18 protein-coding genes and 1 pseudogene are annotated in these 19,111 nt (G+C 57.7%); 9 read left to right on the top strand and 10 right to left on the bottom strand.

The window, feature by feature from the left end:
- Positions 1 to 221 precede the first annotated feature (221 nt).
- Positions 222 to 1,259: an alpha/beta hydrolase family protein gene (locus J2Y86_RS03830; protein WP_253428259.1), complete on the top strand. Its 1,038-nt coding sequence runs from the start codon at positions 222 to 224 to the stop codon at positions 1,257 to 1,259.
- Positions 1,260 to 1,464: 205 nt separating this feature from the next.
- Here the strand turns inward: J2Y86_RS03830 and J2Y86_RS03825 are convergent, their stop codons facing one another.
- Together J2Y86_RS03825 and J2Y86_RS03820 are read right to left on the bottom strand one after the other, a co-directional pair.
- On the bottom strand, positions 1,465 to 2,652 hold the full coding sequence (locus J2Y86_RS03825) for an MFS transporter (protein ID WP_253428257.1): 1,188 nt from the start codon (positions 2,650 to 2,652) through the stop codon (positions 1,465 to 1,467).
- Between the two features lie 248 nt (positions 2,653 to 2,900).
- Complete coding sequence (locus J2Y86_RS03820; protein WP_080943075.1) at positions 2,901 to 4,490, bottom strand: ABC-F family ATPase; 1,590 nt, start codon at positions 4,488 to 4,490, stop codon at positions 2,901 to 2,903.
- 413 nt (positions 4,491 to 4,903) lie between these two features.
- On the opposite strand from J2Y86_RS03820, the gene lpxO reads away from it, so the two are divergent.
- On the top strand, positions 4,904 to 5,803 hold the full coding sequence (gene lpxO / locus J2Y86_RS03815) for a lipid A hydroxylase LpxO (protein WP_253428255.1): 900 nt from the start codon (positions 4,904 to 4,906) through the stop codon (positions 5,801 to 5,803).
- Between the two features lie 118 nt (positions 5,804 to 5,921).
- On the opposite strand, the gene J2Y86_RS03810 is transcribed toward lpxO, so the two are convergent.
- Positions 5,922 to 6,794 (bottom strand): Ku protein, encoded by an 873-nt coding sequence (locus tag J2Y86_RS03810; RefSeq protein ID WP_253428253.1) that lies wholly within the window; start codon positions 6,792 to 6,794, stop codon positions 5,922 to 5,924.
- 186 nt (positions 6,795 to 6,980) lie between these two features.
- On the opposite strand from J2Y86_RS03810, the gene J2Y86_RS03805 reads away from it, so the two are divergent.
- The gene (locus J2Y86_RS03805) at positions 6,981 to 7,337 is read left to right on the top strand and encodes a hypothetical protein (RefSeq protein WP_253428251.1); all 357 of its coding nucleotides are present in this window, start codon (positions 6,981 to 6,983) and stop codon (positions 7,335 to 7,337) included.
- A 51-nt stretch (positions 7,338 to 7,388) separates the two neighbouring features.
- Complete coding sequence (locus tag J2Y86_RS03800) at positions 7,389 to 8,540, top strand: PQQ-dependent sugar dehydrogenase (RefSeq protein ID WP_253428249.1); 1,152 nt, start codon at positions 7,389 to 7,391, stop codon at positions 8,538 to 8,540.
- Between the two features lie 196 nt (positions 8,541 to 8,736).
- On the opposite strand, the gene rimI is transcribed toward J2Y86_RS03800, so the two are convergent.
- Positions 8,737 to 9,834 (bottom strand): ribosomal protein S18-alanine N-acetyltransferase, encoded by a 1,098-nt coding sequence (rimI, locus tag J2Y86_RS03795; protein WP_253428247.1) that lies wholly within the window; start codon positions 9,832 to 9,834, stop codon positions 8,737 to 8,739.
- 92 nt (positions 9,835 to 9,926) lie between these two features.
- Here rimI and J2Y86_RS03790 point away from each other — a divergent pair, with 92 nt between their 5' ends.
- Positions 9,927 to 11,501 (top strand): RimK family protein, encoded by a 1,575-nt coding sequence (locus J2Y86_RS03790; RefSeq protein ID WP_253428245.1) that lies wholly within the window; start codon positions 9,927 to 9,929, stop codon positions 11,499 to 11,501.
- 7 nt (positions 11,502 to 11,508) lie between these two features.
- On the top strand, positions 11,509 to 12,432 hold the full coding sequence (locus J2Y86_RS03785; RefSeq protein WP_253428243.1) for a magnesium transporter CorA family protein: 924 nt from the start codon (positions 11,509 to 11,511) through the stop codon (positions 12,430 to 12,432).
- Positions 12,433 to 12,556: 124 nt separating this feature from the next.
- On the opposite strand, the gene J2Y86_RS03780 is transcribed toward J2Y86_RS03785, so the two are convergent.
- Positions 12,557 to 12,892 (bottom strand): DUF2834 domain-containing protein, encoded by a 336-nt coding sequence (locus J2Y86_RS03780; protein ID WP_253428241.1) that lies wholly within the window; start codon positions 12,890 to 12,892, stop codon positions 12,557 to 12,559.
- 247 nt (positions 12,893 to 13,139) lie between these two features.
- Between J2Y86_RS03780 and ilvA the strand changes: the two are divergent.
- Positions 13,140 to 14,129: pseudogene (ilvA, locus tag J2Y86_RS03775) on the top strand (threonine ammonia-lyase, biosynthetic); the annotation flags it as partial.
- Between the two features lie 178 nt (positions 14,130 to 14,307).
- On the opposite strand, the gene eco reads toward ilvA, so the two are convergent.
- Positions 14,308 to 14,790, bottom strand: coding sequence for a serine protease inhibitor ecotin (gene eco / locus J2Y86_RS03770; RefSeq protein WP_253428239.1), 483 nt, complete (start codon positions 14,788 to 14,790; stop codon positions 14,308 to 14,310).
- A gap of 307 nt (positions 14,791 to 15,097) precedes the next feature.
- Between eco and J2Y86_RS03765 the strand changes: the two genes are divergently transcribed.
- Positions 15,098 to 15,367, top strand: a complete 270-nt coding sequence (locus J2Y86_RS03765; RefSeq protein ID WP_253428237.1) for a DUF1652 domain-containing protein — start codon at positions 15,098 to 15,100, stop codon at positions 15,365 to 15,367.
- A 59-nt stretch (positions 15,368 to 15,426) separates the two neighbouring features.
- Here the strand turns inward: J2Y86_RS03765 and J2Y86_RS03760 are convergent, their stop codons facing one another.
- Entirely contained in the window at positions 15,427 to 15,693 is a 267-nt protein-coding gene (locus J2Y86_RS03760; RefSeq protein WP_253428235.1) for a DUF2790 domain-containing protein, read from the bottom strand.
- A 716-nt stretch (positions 15,694 to 16,409) separates the two neighbouring features.
- Here J2Y86_RS03760 and J2Y86_RS03755 point away from each other — a divergent pair.
- A complete protein-coding gene (locus J2Y86_RS03755; RefSeq protein ID WP_253428234.1) occupies positions 16,410 to 16,706 on the top strand; it encodes a hypothetical protein in 297 nt (98 codons plus the stop codon).
- A gap of 66 nt (positions 16,707 to 16,772) precedes the next feature.
- Here the strand turns inward: J2Y86_RS03755 and J2Y86_RS03750 are convergent, their stop codons facing one another.
- From J2Y86_RS03750 to J2Y86_RS03740, 3 genes are all read right to left on the bottom strand, one after another.
- Positions 16,773 to 17,324: a hypothetical protein gene (locus tag J2Y86_RS03750; RefSeq protein WP_253428233.1), complete on the bottom strand. Its 552-nt coding sequence runs from the start codon at positions 17,322 to 17,324 to the stop codon at positions 16,773 to 16,775.
- Between the two features lie 68 nt (positions 17,325 to 17,392).
- On the bottom strand, positions 17,393 to 18,049 hold the full coding sequence (locus J2Y86_RS03745; protein WP_253428232.1) for a YcxB family protein: 657 nt from the start codon (positions 18,047 to 18,049) through the stop codon (positions 17,393 to 17,395).
- 119 nt (positions 18,050 to 18,168) lie between these two features.
- On the bottom strand, positions 18,169 to 19,110 hold the full coding sequence (locus J2Y86_RS03740) for a PoNe immunity protein domain-containing protein (protein WP_253440104.1): 942 nt from the start codon (positions 19,108 to 19,110) through the stop codon (positions 18,169 to 18,171).
- Between the last annotated feature and the right edge of the window lies 1 nt (position 19,111).

Genomic DNA, 19,111 nt, shown 5'->3' with positions numbered 1-19,111 from the left:
CTGTATTCTGATCACGCAAGTGTCAGATGCGGAGTTTTTTGTTTCTGGCTATTTCTAGTTGTTTCTTAATTCGTTCATGTTGTGGCCCAGGTTATGCAGTCGAGGGTTAACATCCCCGTTCTGTCACGACCTTGGTGGCCGCCATTGCCGGTACAAGGCCGCTTCCTCGGTAGTCGATGGAGAACGGGCTTTCCGGTCAAGTAACAAAGGTGGGGCATCCCATGGTGCGTCTTTGTGCAACGTTACTGATTTGCCTGCTCAGCAGCCTGAATTCAGTGCACGCCGCGCCTGCGCCGCATCCTCACTGGAGCGTCGGTTTCCATGAGATGAGTTTTCTCGACCCGCTGGACCTGCAACCGATGCGCGCCATCGCGTTCTACCCCTCCAGCGACCGGGAACACACCAGCAAGCTCGAGGGCTACACCGTCGAAGCGGGCGAAGACACCCGCGTCGCCATTGGCCGTTTCCCGATGCTGATGCTGTCCCATGGCAACACCGGCACGCCGCTGGCCCTGCACGACCTCGCCACGTCGCTGGCGCGCAAGGGTTTCGTGGTGGTGGCGGTGATTCATCCCGGCGACAACTCCAAAGACCACAGCCGCCTCGGCACCTTGAGCAACCTGTACGGTCGGCCGATCCAGATTTCCGAAGCCATTACCGCGACCTTGGGCGACCGCATGCTCGCGCCGTTCGTCAACGCCAATCAGGTCGGGGTGATCGGTTACTCGGCGGGCGGGGAGACGGCACTGATTCTGTCCGGGGCGACGCCTGATCTGGATCGGTTGCGCCGCTACTGCCAGGAACGTCCGGACGACCGCGATGCCTGCAACACCCAGGGCGAGTTGATCGTCGACCGTGATGACCTGCAGCCGGTGGCGGATCCACGGGTTCACGCACTGTTGCTGATGGCGCCGCTGAGCCTGAAGTTCGGCCGTCACACCCTGGCCGACGTGCATGTGCCGGTGCTGCTTTACAGCGGCGACGGCGACAAATTGGTGGCCTTCGACAAAAACGCCGCGGCGCTGGCGCGCAAACTGCCGATCGCGCCTGACTTCAAGTTGTTGGCCGGGGCAGGGCACTTCGTGTTCATGGCGCCGTGCAACGAAGAACAGATCGCCGCCATGCCGGCGCTGTGCACCGATGCCGACGGTGTCGATCGTGAGGACATTCACCGCAACATGATTTCCGAGGCCGGGCGTTTCTTCTCCCATGCGCTGGGCGTGCCGACCCGGGCGGGGATGCAAACGGCTGATCAATAATCTGCAAGCCCTCTGAGAGCGAGCTTTTGTGGCGAGGGGATTTAGCGAAACGTCGCACCGCCCCGTTGGGCTGCGAAGCGGCCCCAGCATTTCAAAGACCAACCGCGTTCAAAGGGTTGACGACTGCTTCGCCCGAACGGGGCGGTGCGACGTTTCGCTAAATCCCCTCGCCACATTGGCTCTCCGGCACACCGGATTGCGGGTGTCAGGCCATTGCCCGGCGTTTCAGCAGCAGGGTCAAACCCAGTCCAGTGATCGACAACAACGCCGCACTGAAGAAAATCCATGAATACCCCAGATTCAACGCCACCGCGCCCATCACCGGCCCGGCGATCGCCAGCGCCAGATCAAAAAACACCGCATACGCACTCAACCCTGCACCGCGACTGGAATTGGGCACCTGTTTGATCGCCTCCACCCCCAGCGCCGGGTACACCAGCGACAAACCGAACCCGGCCAGGCCCGCACCGACCAGGGCAAAACCGGTCGAAGGCGCCAGCCACAGCAGCACCAGGCCCGCCGTTTCAATGCTCATGCAGGCAATCGCCGAGGTGAATCCACCGAAACGGCTGATGGCCGAAATAAACAGCAGTCGCGCCAGGATGAAACAGACCCCGAACACCGTCAGGCAATAGGCGGCACCGGTCCAGCCACGGCTGAGGTAATACAGGGTAATAAAGGTGGTCAACGTGCCGTAGCCGATAGACGCCAGACTCAGGCTCGCGCCAAACGGTGCAATGCGCCCGAACACCGCCCAGAACGGCAGCCGCTCACCGCGAACCACCGGCACCGAGGGTTTGTTGCGGATCAGCACCAGCGCCAGCGCGGCCAGCAATGACAGCGCGATGCCCAGACTGGCAAAGCCGTATTCCGCCACCATCACCACGCCCAGCGGCGCACCAATGGCGATGGCGCCGTAGGACGCGATGCCGTTCCATGAAATCGAGCGCGCGGTGTGTTCGGCGCCGACCTGACCCATGCACCAACTGATGGTGCCGACGCCGATCAAGCCCTGCGCGATCCCCAGCAGCAGGCGGCCGGCGATCAGGATCAACAGGCTCGTCAACGGAAAGCTTTGCAGCAGCGTCGACAACAACGTCAGCACGCCACTCAACACAATCCCCGACAACCCGTAAACAATCGCTCGCTTGGTGCCGACGCTGTCCGACATGCGCCCGGCCATCGGGCGGCTGAGCAGGGTGGCGAGGTATTGGGAGCCGATGGTCAGCCCGGCCACGACTGCACTGAAACCGAGCTGCTCGTGGACATAACCCGGCAACACCGCAATCGGCAGGCCGATGCAGAGGAAGGCAATAAAGGTATAGAAAACGATGGAGACGATCTGCAGTGTGATCGCCATGGAGCTTTGCGGTGGCAGTTGCTGCGCAGACATGAGGGCTCGTTCGCGGGCGGCGGTGGGAGAATTGCATCATGGCGCGGGTGTGAAATAAAAGAAAGCAGGCTAACTATATTCGTTGCACTTGAGGGCCTCTTTGCGGGTAAGCCTCGCTCCTACGTCGGATCGCGGTCACTTGCAGGAGCGAGGCTTGCCCGCGAAGGTGGCAGCACCAGAACATCCATCAATCCTGAAATGCAAAAAGCCCCGTCACATGGACGGGGCTTTTCAGTTGCGGCGGACGCTTAGAACACTACGCCTTGGCTACGCAGGTAATCATCGTACGTACCGCTGAAGTCAATCACGCCACTTGGGCTCAGCTCGATAATACGAGTGGCCAGCGACGATACGAACTCACGGTCGTGGCTGACGAAGATCAGCGTGCCCGGGTAGTTCTCCAGCGCCAGGTTCAGCGCCTCGATGGATTCCATGTCCAGGTGGTTGGTCGGTTCGTCCATGATCAGCACGTTCGGCTTTTGCAGGATCAGCTTGCCGAACAGCATGCGGCCTTGCTCACCACCGGAGATGACCTTGACCGACTTCAGAATCTCGTCGTTGGAGAACAGCATGCGGCCGAGGGTGCCGCGAACGATTTGCTCGCCGCCCTGGGTCCACTGGCCCATCCAGTCGAACAGGTTGCAGTCGTCTTCGAAGTCGTGCGCGTGGTCCTGGGCGTAGTAGCCCAGTTCCGCGGCGTCGGTCCACTTCACGGTGCCGGCGTCCGGGGTCAGTTCGTTGACCAACGTGCGCAGCAGGGTGGTTTTACCGATACCGTTCGGGCCGATGATCGCCACGCGCTCGCCCGCTTCAACCTGGAAGCTGAAGTCTTTGAACAGCGTCTTGCCGTCGAAGCCTTTGGCCATGCGCTCGACGATGACCGCTTGACGGTGCAGTTTCTTGGTTTGTTCGAAACGGATGAACGGGCTCACACGGCTCGAAGGCTTGACCTCGGCCAGCTGGATCTTGTCGATCGCCTTGGCGCGGGAAGTGGCCTGCTTGGCTTTCGAGGCGTTGGCCGAGAAGCGGCTGACGAACGATTGCAGCTCGGAAATCTGCGCTTTCTTCTTGGCGTTGTCCGACAGCAGTTGCTCGCGGGACTGGGTCGCCACGGTCATGTACTCGTCGTAGTTGCCCGGGAACAGGCGCAGCTCGCCGTAATCCAGGTCAGCCATGTGGGTGCACACGCTGTTCAGGAAGTGACGGTCGTGAGAGATGATGATCATCAGGCTGGAGCGCTGGGTCAGGATGTTTTCCAGCCAGCGGATGGTGTTGATGTCCAGGTGGTTGGTCGGTTCGTCGAGCAACAGCACTTCAGGATCGGAGAACAGCGCCTGGGCCAGCAATACGCGCAGCTTCCAGCCTGGGGACACTTCGCTCATCGGGCCGAAGTGTTGCTCGATGCCGATACCCAGGCCCAGCAACAGCTCGCCAGCGCGGGATTCGGCGGTGTAGCCGTCCATTTCGGCGAACTCGGTTTCCAGCTCGGCCACGGCCATGCCGTCTTCTTCGGTCATTTCCGGCAGCGAGTAGATACGGTCGCGCTCGGCCTTGACCTTCCACAGCTCTTCGTGACCCATGATCACAGTGTCGATCACGGTGAATTCTTCGTAGGCGAACTGGTCCTGGCGCAATTTACCCAGGCGAACGTTCGGCTCGAGCATGACCTGGCCGCCGGACGGCTCGAGGTCACCACCGAGGATTTTCATGAAGGTCGACTTGCCGCAGCCGTTGGCGCCGATCAGGCCGTAGCGGTTGCCCGCGCCGAATTTGACCGAAACGTTTTCGAATAGCGGCTTGGCGCCGAACTGCATCGTGATGTTAGCTGTAGAGATCAAAGGTTTTTCCTGCGAAGCATTCAGAGTAGCTTGGGTTGCGGCAGTACCGATTCAGTACCCGTTTCCGAATTCAAACCACGGGAAATGCATCCCGGTCAGAAGCGGAAGGTCCATCTGGCAATAAGTGGACAGCAGCATGTGGAGCGCTTGGCCCGAGTCGAAGTGCGCTGAGGCGGGGTTCATTCCCGTCATCAACCAAGGGGGGCGCGTAATGTTTGGCGGCGATTGTACTGGTCTGGCTCTTTAAACGATAGGGCGTTGACGCCGCACGGGTGTTTTGGTGGCACCGGCGGACAGATTTTCACATCTGAACGTTAACTATTAGTTACAAATCGTGGCTAAAATGCCATCTTTCGAACTGATGCCGACAGGCACGGACGCAGTTTGTTCACTTCTGACGTGTGACGATTTCCGTGAAACTCATCATTGCCGCTATATATGTTGTATCGATTGCGTACGTCCACCTGCGCGGTCGCGTGCGCCACAAGCTTGGCCGCCAATTGAGCGATCACTCGTCGTTTCTGGCGCCGGTCAATTGCTTCCTCTACCTGTTCTCGAAAATCCCCAACAAGCCTTACCTCGATCCGGCCGACTTCCCGGACCTGAGCCCGTTGCAGGCCCATTGGGAAGAAATTCGCGCTGAAGGCCAGAGCTTGCTCAAGGCGGGTGAGATCAAGCGTTCGAACCAGTACGACGACGTTGGCTTCAACTCGTTCTTCAAGACCGGCTGGAAGCGCTTCTACCTCAAATGGTATGGCGACAGTCATCCTTCGGCGATGAAGCTCTGCCCGCGCACCACCGAACTGGTGCAGAGCATCGGCTCGATCAAAGCCGCGATGTTCGCCGAGTTGCCACCGGGTTCGAAGCTGGTACGTCACCGCGATCCATATGCCGGTTCCTACCGATACCACCTGGGCCTGGAGACGCCGAACGACGCGGGCTGCTACATCAACGTCGATGGCGAGAATTATCACTGGCGCGACGGTGAAGCGGTGATGTTCGACGAGACCTTCATTCATTACGCGGAAAACACCACCGATCAGAACCGCATCATTCTGTTCTGCGACATCGAGCGGCCGATGAAGTACCGCTGGGCGGCGGCGTTCAACAGCTGGTTCAGCAGTAATGTGATGTCGGCGGCGGGCGCGCCGAACGATGCGGGCGACAAGACCGGTGGCATCAATCGCCTGTTCGCCAAGATCTACAAGATCCGCCTGCGCGGCAAGGCGTTGAAGAAGCGTAACCGCAAGCTGTATTACCTGGAGAAATGGGCGATTTTTGCCGGGTTGCTGGCGTTTTTTGTCTGGATCTGAATTCAGCGTTGCCGCTTATTACGCCTTCGCGAGCAAGCCCGCTCCCACATTAGATTGCGGTCAAATGTGGGAGCGGGCTTGCTCGCGAAGGGGCCATCACATTCACCGTAATACTTGATCATCCACTTGACCGCTTCGTGGCTTTTTTCGCGGGTGTTGGCTTATCGGCCGACTTCGGTTTCGCAGCAGCTTTACCGCCAGCCTTGCCCCCAAGACTGCGCTTAAGCAACTCGGTCAAATCGATCACATCCGCGGTCTTGCGCTCTTCCTCGCCCGTCGCCGTCTCGACATCCTCGATCTTCCCTTCATTCGCCTTCCTCTCGACCAGCGCCATGATCTTGTCTTCGAAACTGTCGCGATAATCGTCCGGGCTCCAGTCGCCGCTCATGTCCTGCACCAGCCGCTTGGCCATGTCCAGTTCACCCTTGGCCAGTTCCGGCTTGGTCACCTCGCTGCCCAGTTCCAGCGTGTCAAGACTGCGTACTTCCGCGGGCCAGCGGAGCATCACCAAGACCATCGCCGAATCCAGCGGCATTAACGCGGCCAGATGCTGACGGGTATGCAAAACGACATGGGCGAGGGCGACCTTGTTGGTTTTGCTCAGGGTTTCGCGCAGCAGCGCATAGACTTTGCCACCGCGTTTGTCCGGCGCGAGGTAGTAGGGCGTGTCGATGTTTTGCAGGGGAATCTGTTCGGCGTCGACAAAGGAAAAGATATCGATGGTTTGCGTGGATAACGGGTGCGCCGACTTGATCTCTTCCTCACTGAGCACCACGTAGCGACCCTTTTCGTACTGCACGCCCTTGACGATGTTCTCCTTGGTCACTTCCTTGCCGGTGACCTTGTTCACGCGCTTGTAGCCCACCGGATCCATGCTGCGGCTATCGAGCCAGTCGAAATCCACCCCTTGGGAAGACGTCGCCGAGACCAGCGCCACAGGGATATGCACCAGCCCGAAACTGATTGCGCCTTTCCAGATTGCCCGTGCCATGGTCGTCTACTCGCGAGTGATGATCAGGTGACCCGTGGCCCGGCGCAAAAGTTTCAGCGGCGTTTGGCACCGCCCTGGCAGGGCGTCAACTTCGTGTTACATCTTGTCGGGGAGGTTTTGGTTAACAAATCCGAACCCTGGGCGTAGCGTGCTATCGAAGGCTGTAATCACGTAGAGAGGCTGCCCATGAACCGATTAGCGCTTGGCATCATCGCGATGGCATTGAGTGGCGTGCTGAGCAACCTGGCCGTGGCTGACGTCGCACGGCCTTCATCGCCTTTGTTGCTGGCCCAGAGCCCGACGGGCGCTGCCGGCAATCCCTACAACAGCCCGATCCGCCGGGCCAACCCCAACAGCATGCAAGGCACACAGCCCAGCGCACCGGTCATTCGCGGCCCTAATACGGTGCCGGTTCCACGGCCGCCGACCCTGGACAAAGGAGGCATCGGCAACCGCTATCCGCAGGATCGGTCGGTGCCGGCCAGCCCGCCGAAATTCATCCCTAATCCGCCCCACCGAGACGCAGACACCAGCAACCGTTGAGCGGCAGGACGTTAATCCTGCCAGCCATCCAGACGACAAAAGGAATCGTGCATGTTGCGAACATCCCTCCTGGCCACAGTCTGTGCCAGCGCATTGATCACCGTTGCGGCGCCGGTTTTTGCCGCGTCCGTACAAGAGCTGAAAAGCGAACAGGGCACCCTTGAGGTGACGACGATCGCCAAGGGTCTGGACCATCCGTGGGCGTTGGCGTTTCTGCCTGATCGGCAAGGCATTCTGGTGACCGAACGGCCCGGCAACCTGCGCGTGGTCAGTGCCGATGGCAAACTCTCCGCGCCGCTCAGTGGCGTACCGAAAGTCTGGGCCAAGGGCCAGGGCGGTTTGCTGGATGTGGTGCTGTCGCCCGACTTCAAGCAGGACCGCACCGTTTACCTGTCCTATGCCGAAGGCGGGGGTGAGGGCGGCAAGGCCGGTACGGCGGTCGGTCGCGGGCAGTTGTCGGAAGACCTGACCGCCCTCAAGAATTTCAAAGTGATCTTCCGCCAGGAACCGAAGCTTTCGGTGGGCAATCACTTTGGCTCGCGCCTGGTGTTCGACCGCGACGGCTACCTGTTCATCACCCTAGGCGAGAACAACGACCGGCCCACGGCTCAGGATCTGGACAAGCTGCAGGGCAAGGTCGTGCGGATCTACCCGGACGGCAAGGTGCCCGACGACAACCCCTTTGTCGGTCAGGCCGGTGTCCGCCCGGAAATCTGGTCCTACGGCCAGCGCAACCCGCAAGGTGCGGCGCTCAATCCCTGGACCGGCGTGCTCTGGGAAAACGAGCACGGCCCGCTAGGGGGAGACGAAATGAATGTGATCGAGCGCGGCAAGAATTACGGCTGGCCGCTGGCGACCCATGGCATCAACTACTCCGGCCAGCCGATTCCGGAAGCCAAGGGCAAGACCGCCGAAGGCACCGTCCCGCCACGCCACGTCTGGGAAAAATCCCCTGGCCTGAGCGGCATGGCGTTCTACGACGCCGACCGCTTCAAACCCTGGCAGCACAACGTGTTTATCGGTGCGCTGGTGACACAGGAACTGATACGCCTGCAGTTCGACGGCGACAAAGTGGTCCACGAAGAGCGCTTGATGGGCGAGCTCAACAAACGCATTCGCGATGTGCGGCAGGGGCCGGACGGGTATTTGTATGTGCTCACCGATGAGGATGATGGTGTGTTGTACAAAGTCGGGCTGAAGTAGCGCACAAACCCTGTGGAGAGGGCAATATTGTTCACTTTAAGCGCGGGCACCTACATTTGTGGCGAGGGGATTTATCCCCGTTGGGTCGCGAAGCGGCCCCAGCGCCCGGCCAAACAGACTGAATTGTCCGGATTGGCGACTGCTTCGCAGCCGAACGGGGCGGTGCGACGTTTCGCTAAATCCCCTCACCACAGGTTTACTCCCGGCGATAGAGAATCACCGCCGCTCGCAACTTGCCGCGCCCGAAACTGCACATCTTCTCGAACTCCCCATGGCTCACCGGCAGATGCTGACAGTCCATGGGCTGGCGATGCTGGCTATGGTCGACGTCCGGGTCATGCAGGTAGACAAACTCTTCATCGCAATCGGTGACGATCACCCAGTGCGGCGATTTGGAGCGGGTCAGCCGATAACTGCTGATCAGCACCAGCGGCTGTCCCCCGTCGGCCAATAATCGTGGCAGGTCCAGCGGCCCGCCGAGCACCTGTTCGACGTCAGTGGCGTTCAACTGTGCCGCGAACTCATCGTGCACCAGGCGCATGACGTCTTTTTTATGCTCATCGCGCACGCCATCGAGAAACAACGGCCCCGCCATGCTCACTTGCAAGCGCACGCGAAACCCGCGCCGCGCTGCCGCCAGTGCCAACCCTTGAGGGCTGCAACCGCCGTGGCCGGAGGTCATGAACACGGTGGTCGCCTCGCGCCAGATCTGCAATTCTTCGCGGCGCTCCAGCCGGCGTTCGGCGTGCAAGGCGCCCATGGCCATCAGCAGGCACGCCGGGCCACAGGTGAAGTCGGTGGTCTGCGCATACCACGGCACCTTGATGCTGCGGGCATCGCGATGCTGAAGGATGCGTTTCTCCAGGCGCAGCGCATCGGCGTGGTCCTGGTAATAATCGTGGATCAGTGCGAAACGCCGATAACCGTTGCGCTCATACAGGGCAATCGCTGTGGGGTTGTCGATGCGCACTTCCAGCCGCAAGTAAGCGCAGTCATGCTCAAGGGCGCACGCCTCGATGCGTTCAAGCAATTGCTTGCCCAACCCGTTACCGCGAGCCTGTTCAGCGATGGCAATCGAATAGAGCCGGGCCAGCGAGGTGCCTCGATGAAACAGCACCACCGCGTAACCCAGCAATTGCCCGTCTCGTTCAGCCACCAACAGCTGCCCGTGAGCCCGGGTGATCATCCATTGAAAGCTGCGACTGGTGAGCCGGTCCGTGGTGAAGCATTGCTTTTCGAGTGCCAGCAATGCGGGTAGGTCTTCAACTACCGCCAAGCGAAAGACAGGATTCATATGACCGCCGTAAAAGTTGCGTAACGAAACGGGACTTTCGAAAAAGTTCGTGCTTAATAGGAAAGGTCTTGTTCTCCAACGGATCAATCACTATGTCAGCGGTACAGGGTCATTGGCGCGAAGTATCCGAGCAAACTTTGCCGGCGGCAACACTTTTAAATGACACGGTTAGAACTTCCAGCCAGTTGATTATCATCGTCGAACGCAAGGAAGACTGGGCGTCCTACTTTCCCAGCGAAGACATCGTCACGGCGCAGGAATACCTTGAACAGACTCGCGACAACGAGCAGGGCAAACGGGTCCAGGTCATCAACCTGTGCCGCAGCTACAAGTACCTGGGGCACGGCTATTACTGCTCGCTACTGGCTGAAGCGCGGGGGCACAAGGTCATTCCGTCGGTGCGGACCATCAGCGAGCTGACCAAAAAATCCTTGTATGGCCTGGCCCTCGACGATCTGGATAAACCGCTGGAAAAAGCCCTGAGCAATCATCTTTACAGCGATACCGAAGGCTTCACGCTGACACTTTACTTTGGCAGGACCAATATCGAACCGTTGCAGGATCTGGCGCGGCAGTTATTTGAAGTGTTTCCATGTCCGATATTACTAGTTGAGTTTCGTCGAACTAACGGCTGGCACATCGAAGGTGTCAAATCCGGTGCGCTGCACAAGTTGCGCGAAGATCAGGAAGATCAATTTGCCAACTCGCTGGACAGTTTCAGTCGCAAGATCTGGCGCATACCCCGTTCGCGGCGATTGGCCCGTTATGACCTGGCGATCCTGCACGATCCGCAGGAAGCACTGCCGCCGTCCAACCCCAAGGCCCTGGATAATTTCGTACGCGTCGGCAAGACATTGGGCATCGACGTGGAGCTGATCGAGCGCAAGGACTACGCGCGGATCGCCGAATACGACGGCCTGCTGATCCGCGAAACCACCAGTGTCGACAACCACACCTACCGCTTCGCCAAGAAAGCCGAGAGCGAAGGACTGGTGGTGATGGACGATCCGGCGTCGATCCTGCGTTGCACCAACAAGGTCTACCTGACTGACCTGCTCAAAAGCCATCAACTGGGCATGCCCGCCACCGAAATTCTCTACAAGGAGCGACCGGAAGACTTCGAGCGGGTCGGTGAGCGTCTGGGGTTTCCGTTGGTGTTGAAGATCCCCGACGGGTGTTTCTCCCGGGGTGTGATCAAGGTCGAAAGTCAGCAAGCCTTGCTCGAAGCGACGGCCGAACTGTTCGAACATTCGGTGTTGTTGCTGGCTCAGGAGTTTTTCTACACCGAGTACGACTGGCGCATCGGCGTGCTCAACCGCAAACCGATCTTTGCCTGCCAATACTTCATGTCCAAGGGCCACTGGCAGATCTACAACCACAAGGCCAAAGGTCAGGACATCAACGGCGAATGCCGCACGCTGGCGGTCCATGAAGCGCCGCGCGCGGTGGTGGAGCTGGCGGTGAAAACCGCCAACCTCATCGGCGACGGCCTCTACGGCGTCGACCTCAAGCAGTCCGGCGACAAAGTGGTGGTGATCGAGGTCAACGATAACCCGAACATGGACGCCGGCATCGAAGACGCCTACTTGCAAGACGATTTGTACTCGCTGGTACTGGAAGAATTCGTGCGCCGACTGGAACTGAAACGTCGCGGCCAGGCCTGGTGACCGGCCGATGATCAAGAGCTTTCAACTGACCCACGGTGCGCTGCAGGCGGTCGAGCGGCTGGACGCCGAGGTGATGCTGTTCAGCAACCCCGATGCGGCCGAGCGCGACTTGCTGCACAGCCATTTCAAGCTCGATGAACACGCGCTGGCCTCGGCGCTGGACCCGGACGAGGTGTCGCGCATCGAGTTTCACCCCGACAACTTGTTCCTGATCTGGAAACGACCGGAAAACTATTCCGGCGCGGGGAGCCTGGCGTTCGAAGTGTCGTCCTGCGGCTTGCTGTTTTGTGACCAGCGTTTGCTGGTGATCGCCACCGACGATTCGCCGCTGCACGGGCTTGGCACCCGGCAGAAGTTGAACACGCCACTGGATGTATTGCTCGACCTGCTGTTCAACAACATCCATCACTACCTGGGCCATCTGAAGGTAATCAAGCTGGTCGCGCGGGAGTTGCAGCAGAAATTCAACGCGTCGATGGAGAACCAGCATCTGATCCAGATGTTCAACCTCAGCGAAAGCCTGATCTATTACATCAACGCGATCCACAGCAACGGCGCGGTCCTGACCCGGCTGCGCAACCACGCGGAAAAGCAGCGTTTCAGCTCCGAAGCCATCGGCCTGATCGACGACCTGATCATCGAAAACAATCAGTGCTACAAACAGGCGGAAATCTACTCTACGGTGTTCTCCGGGCTGATCGATGCCCGGGGCAACCTGATGAACAACAGCATGAACAACCTGCTGCGCAAACTGACGCTGATCAACGTGGTGTTCCTGCCGCTGAATCTGATTGCGAGCATTGGCGGCATGTCCGAGTTCAGCATGATGACGGCGGGCACGCCGTGGTGGGTTTCGTATCCGTTGTTTCTGAGCGCGATGATGCTGGGGGCGGGGGTGATGGTGTTGGGGCTCAGGCGGTTGGCGAAATGATCTCGGCGTCAGTGATGCCGCCATCGCGGGCAAGCCAGCTCCCACAGATTTTGTGAACGCCACAGATCACTGTGGGAACTGGCTTGCCAGCGATGACAACCTCAACACCACCGCAAATCCTGAATCAGGCCACTTGTCCGGCGTCGACAGGCTTCTTTCTGTCCTGCAACCCACGAACCACGAGGTACAACAAAGGCCCAATCGACACAAAAACCACGGTGAGCAAAAGATAGGGAACAACGGACCATACCGACCGCCCACGCTTGCGCGCATCGCGGTACATCCACACCCCGGCCAGCGTCGCCAGCAGATACAAATCAATCACCACCTGCGCTGTATCAGGCCGCGACATCAGGCTGATGCCAAACTCTATCAACGACTGTTCGGCCTGGAGCATCACCGAAACGGTGTAGCCAGCGAAGGCGAGCAGGGCAATCAGGGGCAGGGCGATAGACTTCATGGTTTCCTTCCTTGGACAATGAGCAGAATCCCGAGCCTACCGAAGCCGAAGGAAATTGACCATTGACTTGCCCCCCATGCCCGGCTAATTTCCAGCCATGACTTCCACCCTATTGCGCTGCCAGCCAAGCATTATTACCGCCATTCCTCATTTGGCGGGCTAGCTCACGACTGCAGCACCCAACCCGCCCTGGAGGCGGGTTTTTACTTTCTGTCTCCTGGGTTCTGATCAACGTCAGGAGACGACCATGGATAGCACACCCGCCCAGCAGGCCTTGCTCGAGCACTACGTCAAAAAGATCCTCGCCGCGCCGGTGTACGAACTGGCGGTGCGCACGCCATTGCAAGCGGCACCGGCGCTGTCCGAAGCCTTGGGCAACCAGATCCTGTTGAAACGCGAGGATCTGCAGCCAACCTTTTCCTTCAAGATCCGCGGCGCCTACAACAAACTGGTGCAACTGAGCGATGCGCAGAAGGCCCGTGGGGTGATCACCGCTTCCGCCGGCAATCATGCACAAGGCGTGGCGCTGGCAGCGCGTGAACTGGGGATTACCGCGACCATCGTCATGCCCGCCACGACACCGGAATTGAAGGTGCTCGGGGTCCGCAGTCGGGGCGCCGATGCGCTGTTGCACGGGGAAAGTTTTCCGTTTGCCTTGGCTTACGCCTTGAACCTGGCGGAGCAGACGAGGCGTACCTTTGTCTCGCCCTTCGACGACCCGGACGTGATAGCGGGGCAGGGCACCGTCGCCATGGAAATCCTGCGCCAGCACCAGGGGCCGCTCGACGCGATCTTCGTACCGGTGGGCGGCGGCGGCCTGATCGCGGGGATCGCCGCGTACGTCAAATACCTGCGCCCTGAAATCCGCATCATCGGCGTCGAGTCGGAACATTCCGCGTGCCTGTCCGCCGCACTACAGGCCGGCGAGCGCGTTGTCCTGCCGAACGTAGGCACATTCGCCGATGGCGTCGCCGTGGCTCAGATCGGCGCTTATGGTTTCGAAGTCTGCCGGTTCTGCGTGGATGAGGTGCTGACCGTCAGCAACGACGAACTTTGCACCGCAATCAAGAATATCTACGACGATACCCGCTCGATCACCGAACCTTCCGGCGCGTTGGCCGTGGCGGGCATCAAGAAGTACGTGGCACAGACGGGCGTACGTGGCCAGACACTGGTGGCCATCGACTCCGGCGCCAACATCAATTTCGACAGTCTGCGCCATGTCGCCGAACGCGCTGCACATAGCGGTATCTCGGCGTGAGCGGGCGCAGAAGGCCAATCGGAGTAAAACTTGCACACCCAATCCCCTGTGGGAGCGAGCTTGCTCGCGATGACGGTTGTACATTCAACACGGGTGGTGCCTGAGCGTCCGCTATCGCGAGCAAGCTCGCTCCCACAGGTTTTGCATCTGCTGGTTATTCCTGAACAGCCTTCTCGACCTTGCTCGACGCCGACCAGATCCGATAACGAACTTCAACGTCCTTGGGCACATAAAGCACGATCGGCAACTTGCTGTTGTAGCGCAACATGAAACCGTCGCCGACCACCGGGACGAAGTCCTGTTTGCTTTTGCCATCCGGGCAGGCCATCAGCGTGCTCATCGGGCCGATCACTTTTTCCAGGCGGTAGAACGGATAGCCCCAGCCCTCGAGGTTTTTCTCCTCGAGCATGCCGCCCAAGCGCTGGCGGTTGCAGTCCACGGTCAGGGTCTTGCCGGCGAGAATCTCGACCTGGTAGCTGTCTTCCTGCTTCTGCGGCGCCAGGTGAATGACCTGGCGGCTGAACCCGCTTTCGGCTTTGGGGAAGGGTGCGACGTCTTCGAATTTTGCCGCCTGAGCGACGGTCGACATTCCGGCAACAATCAGCCCGACGGTAGTGATACGGGTCAATGAACCCATGATGCCTCCTTGCGTGTGAGTGGGGTCAGCAGATACTGAATGAACGGGTCGCAATTTTTACTGCCATAGGCGGCCAATGCAAACCTGGAATCACCAGGTTGCAATTTGCAGGGACGAGAACCGGGTTTCTTGCAGATTGCATGAGCCTGTTTACTTGAAGACACATTAAACCCTTGATTTGCCGATGAGCTGCACGGTGAAATCCTAGGCATGTTTTATGCTGTAGCTGGTCTTGAAGCTGACCGCGAATTTATTGAGTCGGCATTTATAGCTGATTGGCAATCTCACAATTAAGGAGAGGGTCGCCATGTTTCTTTCTGCCTTGGAACTCCGCAACATCGTAGAAAGCAGTTTTCTGCCGAAACGTTGCCAATGCACGCTTACGCCGGACCTGTTAATGACCGTCAAGGTGTATTCGGGCGCTAAAACCGATGAAGTGGAACTATTGAAGTCTGGCATCGATGCCAGCTCACTTAATGGATGCCAGGCCATAAACGACCTGATCACCACATTGCGCTCCGACATGCAGGTGCAGGCAAGCACCCAGACGCTGCACCCCGACCGGCAAGCGCTTTAACTCGCGGTCGTCACTTCCGGGTCTGGCAGTAACGCCAGACCCGCGCTCGTTGTTTCCGATCAATTCTGATAACTGCACGCATCGGACAGTTTGCGGTACGTGATCTCTGCGGGTTTGCCTGCCGCATCGATGTACTTCATGTCCGCCGTGATGACTTTGCATTCCAGGGTCGAAGGTTCGGTCAGCGCAACCACTTTGGTGACGTGCAGCGGCATGCCGTATTCATAGGGCACCGCTTGCGAAGAAGCGGTGGTGTTGGCGTGGGCCAGCCCGGCAAACCCGGTGCAGGCGAGGGCGGCGGTAACCAGCAAAGTGCGCATGTTCATGAGCGATCTCCAGTGCAGACGGAAAGTCAGCTCGACGTAACGGGCGTCGAGCCTGCCGCACTGGGCGTCAGAAGATCCTGAGGGCGTGCGGTCCAGTAAAGTTTTGGACCGCAGCGTTAAGCGATGGTTAACCGGGCTGAATGCCGCCTGTCGCGTGTAATGCTTTCACTCAAGAAAATCTTCAGGCAGGCAAGAAACCTGTGGCGAGGGGATTCAGCGAAACGTCGCACCGCCCCGTTGGGTCGCGAAGCGGCCCCAGCATTCCGGCCAAAAGGTTTCGCGACTGCTTCGCAGCCGAACGGGGATGAATCCCCTCGCCACAAATGTGGGTGCCCGCGCTTGAGTGAACAACTTTATCTGTCCTGTAGGAATACCCTGTCAGGCGATTCGTTGGGGTAAGAATCCTTGTTAGCTTCGGCTTCGTCCTACAAGGATGGATGCTTTGTCTACTTTCGGCAGATGGGGCGTAGCGATTACTGTTTGGGCTCGCTGCAAAATCAGCGAACAGGTTTGGTCACCTGATTCCATCACGCATTGTGTGCCATCATTCGCTCCGCGGACTGCTAAGTCCTCGTAGTGCGTTGCAATGGCGGCTGTGTGCTGGACGCCTTCGGGCGAGCCGATTTGATGGTGTCGGTTGACCAAGCCTGTACACAGCCGCCTCCCACCGTTTGGTCACGGTGATGGCGTTATTTGCTTACCATCGAGTGATAACTATGCCAACAATAAATCCTTTCCCCGAACGCTACCGTCCAATCAAAAGCAACGTCACCAGCACATCCCCCTTGGTCATCGACACAGAAGCCAACCCCCAAGACATCCTCGAAGCCGCCCTCCAGCGCGTCCGCGCCTCCAGTGATTTGTTGGAAACACTCCATATTCAATGTTTCAAAGACGGCGACGTGCAGGACATTCCACACATCACCCATGCGCTTTACCTGCTGACGCAGGACGGTTGCGATCTGCTGAAGGTTGCGCAGCAACGGATGCTGGGCTGGAAGGCACAAGCCTGACGTTTGATCTTTACTGACAAATCCAGCGCCCGTAGGCGCTGGATTTTTTATGGAAGGGGCGTCGCGTCAAGGCTTAGAGGCGTGCAGTTGTATCAACGACTCACCCTTCGAGGTCACTGGAAACTCGTCTAACTCTAGAAAAAGCGCATTCTTTCCGTAGCTCAAATATTTGTGCGAGCTTTCATTACCCGTATTCTCAAAAATCACCTGCGCTCCCTGCGAGGAAATTTTTACCCAGCGAGGACGGTTTCTTTCGGCGAAATCGATACGTTGGATTTTCCCATTCGTTGAATCGAAATAGAACAAAGCACCTTGCAGATAGTTAGAAGCGAATTCGCCCGATACTATTAGTACGTTTGTATTTTTTTGATCTGATGCACATTGCCATTGCACGTCGCTCCCTCGAGAGGCCTCTGCATCGTCGTATATGAACCGGGTGATTTGACCGTAGCGGGTTGTGTACATATAGGAATCGACGATTGGCGAACCACGCAGCAGCGAAATCGTGTGTTGTGATCCTGCCAGTTCACAATCAACCATCGTTTGTAGCGACGGTTGATCAGCAAACACCTGAACGCAAAAAGTGGCAAGTCCAATGCCAAACACAAAATTTTTCATTTGGTCTTGCCAGACGGACGATGAGGCCAAGCGATCGAGTGAAGTCCCATTCGCGGTCTTCGCCGGATTCAAAATGCGGCCGAGTTCGGTACGCGACTCAGAAACAGTTTCAGGCCTTGTTGATACAGCTCAGCGTCCATGGCATTGCTGTGTTTGGGGATGACATACGCCTTTCCCTTTCGATCCAGTTCGGCACAGGCAACCAAGTAGAAATCGGGCTTTTCCCTCACTCGCACAATTTGTCCCCACGCTAACCCGCTCTTGATGCCCTTGGGCCTGATCATGGTGAAACCCTGATCATCGAGTTGAAGGCGATAAGCTCCTTCAGCGGTCTTGAGGTTTGTGCGTAGCCTGGCTTCGATAAGGCGCTTATTCCATCCGCGGAAAGTTGTGCGCGGCTTGGCACGGTTGGCGACGATACGAGTACGCAAATAGCGAATCAAGCGATCAGAGCCGAACCAACAGAGTAAGACCAAAGTCACCGCGCACAGAGCTAGGGAAATGACCTTCTCGGCTGTTATCTCGCGATCGGGCAAATAGAGCGCCAGCGCACCGGCAACCAGACAGAGGGCAAACAACAAAAGCGTGAGCCAGCGGTCCTGCAAACCGTCGACGTGGTCCTGCATGTTGCTGAGCTGCTGATCATTCTTAAGCATTTCGCGCTCCAGCAGTTCAGCCAATCGGGTCTGGGTTAGTGCGGGGGTTATGGTGAAATTAAGTTCCATGAGCTGAGTTCGACGTCCGTTTCTGAAAAGGGCACTGGCTTAAATATTTGCGATTTATGGGTGACCGTTTCCGACGGGCCATAGTCCCAATCTGCCGCAATGCTTCTTCTATACAGGTTCTATTCTTCGCCCGACCAATACCAAAGTGTATCTCCCCACTTCGAGTCGCTGATGCTCGGCATGATCTCACCTTGCTGGAAGTGGCGTCTTGAGTTGGCCTGTGCCGGTGTAAACCAAAAACCCTGTTTACTGCACGGCTCACCGGCAACAATACGATTAACTTGAGAGTCCGTAACTCCTTGGTAGTTTCTAGCGTATTCGACCAAGTCCTTTGGATAAACCATATGGTCAATTTTGCTGTCGTCTATGCCGTACAAAAATGCAACCGCACCAGCTTCAAAGGCCCAGTAACCCACATAGATTCCTTCCTCTCCTTGAAGGTGAGTGTCGTGCCAAGGAGCTTGTTTGAAAGCTGGATACCATTGCTGGCAATATTTTTTCAGAAGTTTTGGCGGTTCTTCTTTTTCATCGCTGTAAATAGCTTGAATAAGTGGCGTATATACATCGTGATACCACTCGTCAACATCGTGCCGATTAGGCATTACCTTGTTCAGTAAGGCTTCGTAAAGCGTGTCGTCACCCGCATATCCTGCGTCATCCATGAGCTTGACGAAGCGTGGGAGCAAGTCAGTCCGGTGCAAAAGTATGCACAAACTGATTACCTGGACGGCTTCTTCATATTGGTTCGGCCAGTCGTCTATTGCCAATGGCGATATATTTGGGATGCCCTGATACTCGGCAAGTGTTTTTTGGCGGATTTCGTATTTTTCCACCAAATCTTCAAGGAGAGGAATAAGGGTTTCTATATTCTCACCTGCAGTGTAAGTGGCGAGTAACTTGTCTAAAGCGAGCGTCTGGAAGTATTTGGCGCGCTGGGAGGCTTCTTCTAGAGCGGAGTCAGATTTGAATTTGTTTATTTTGAAAAATTCGATTAGCTCATCATGTTCTCTGAGAAAATTCTCATAGTGTTTTTGACTAAAAAATTTCTGCCGCATGTTCATA

The sequence above is a fragment of the Pseudomonas migulae genome (assembly GCF_024169315.1).
Lineage (GTDB): Bacteria > Pseudomonadota > Gammaproteobacteria > Pseudomonadales > Pseudomonadaceae > Aquipseudomonas > Aquipseudomonas migulae_B.
The sequence above is the reverse complement of the archived record's forward strand: the minus strand, read 5'-3'. Positions and strand labels throughout refer to the sequence as shown.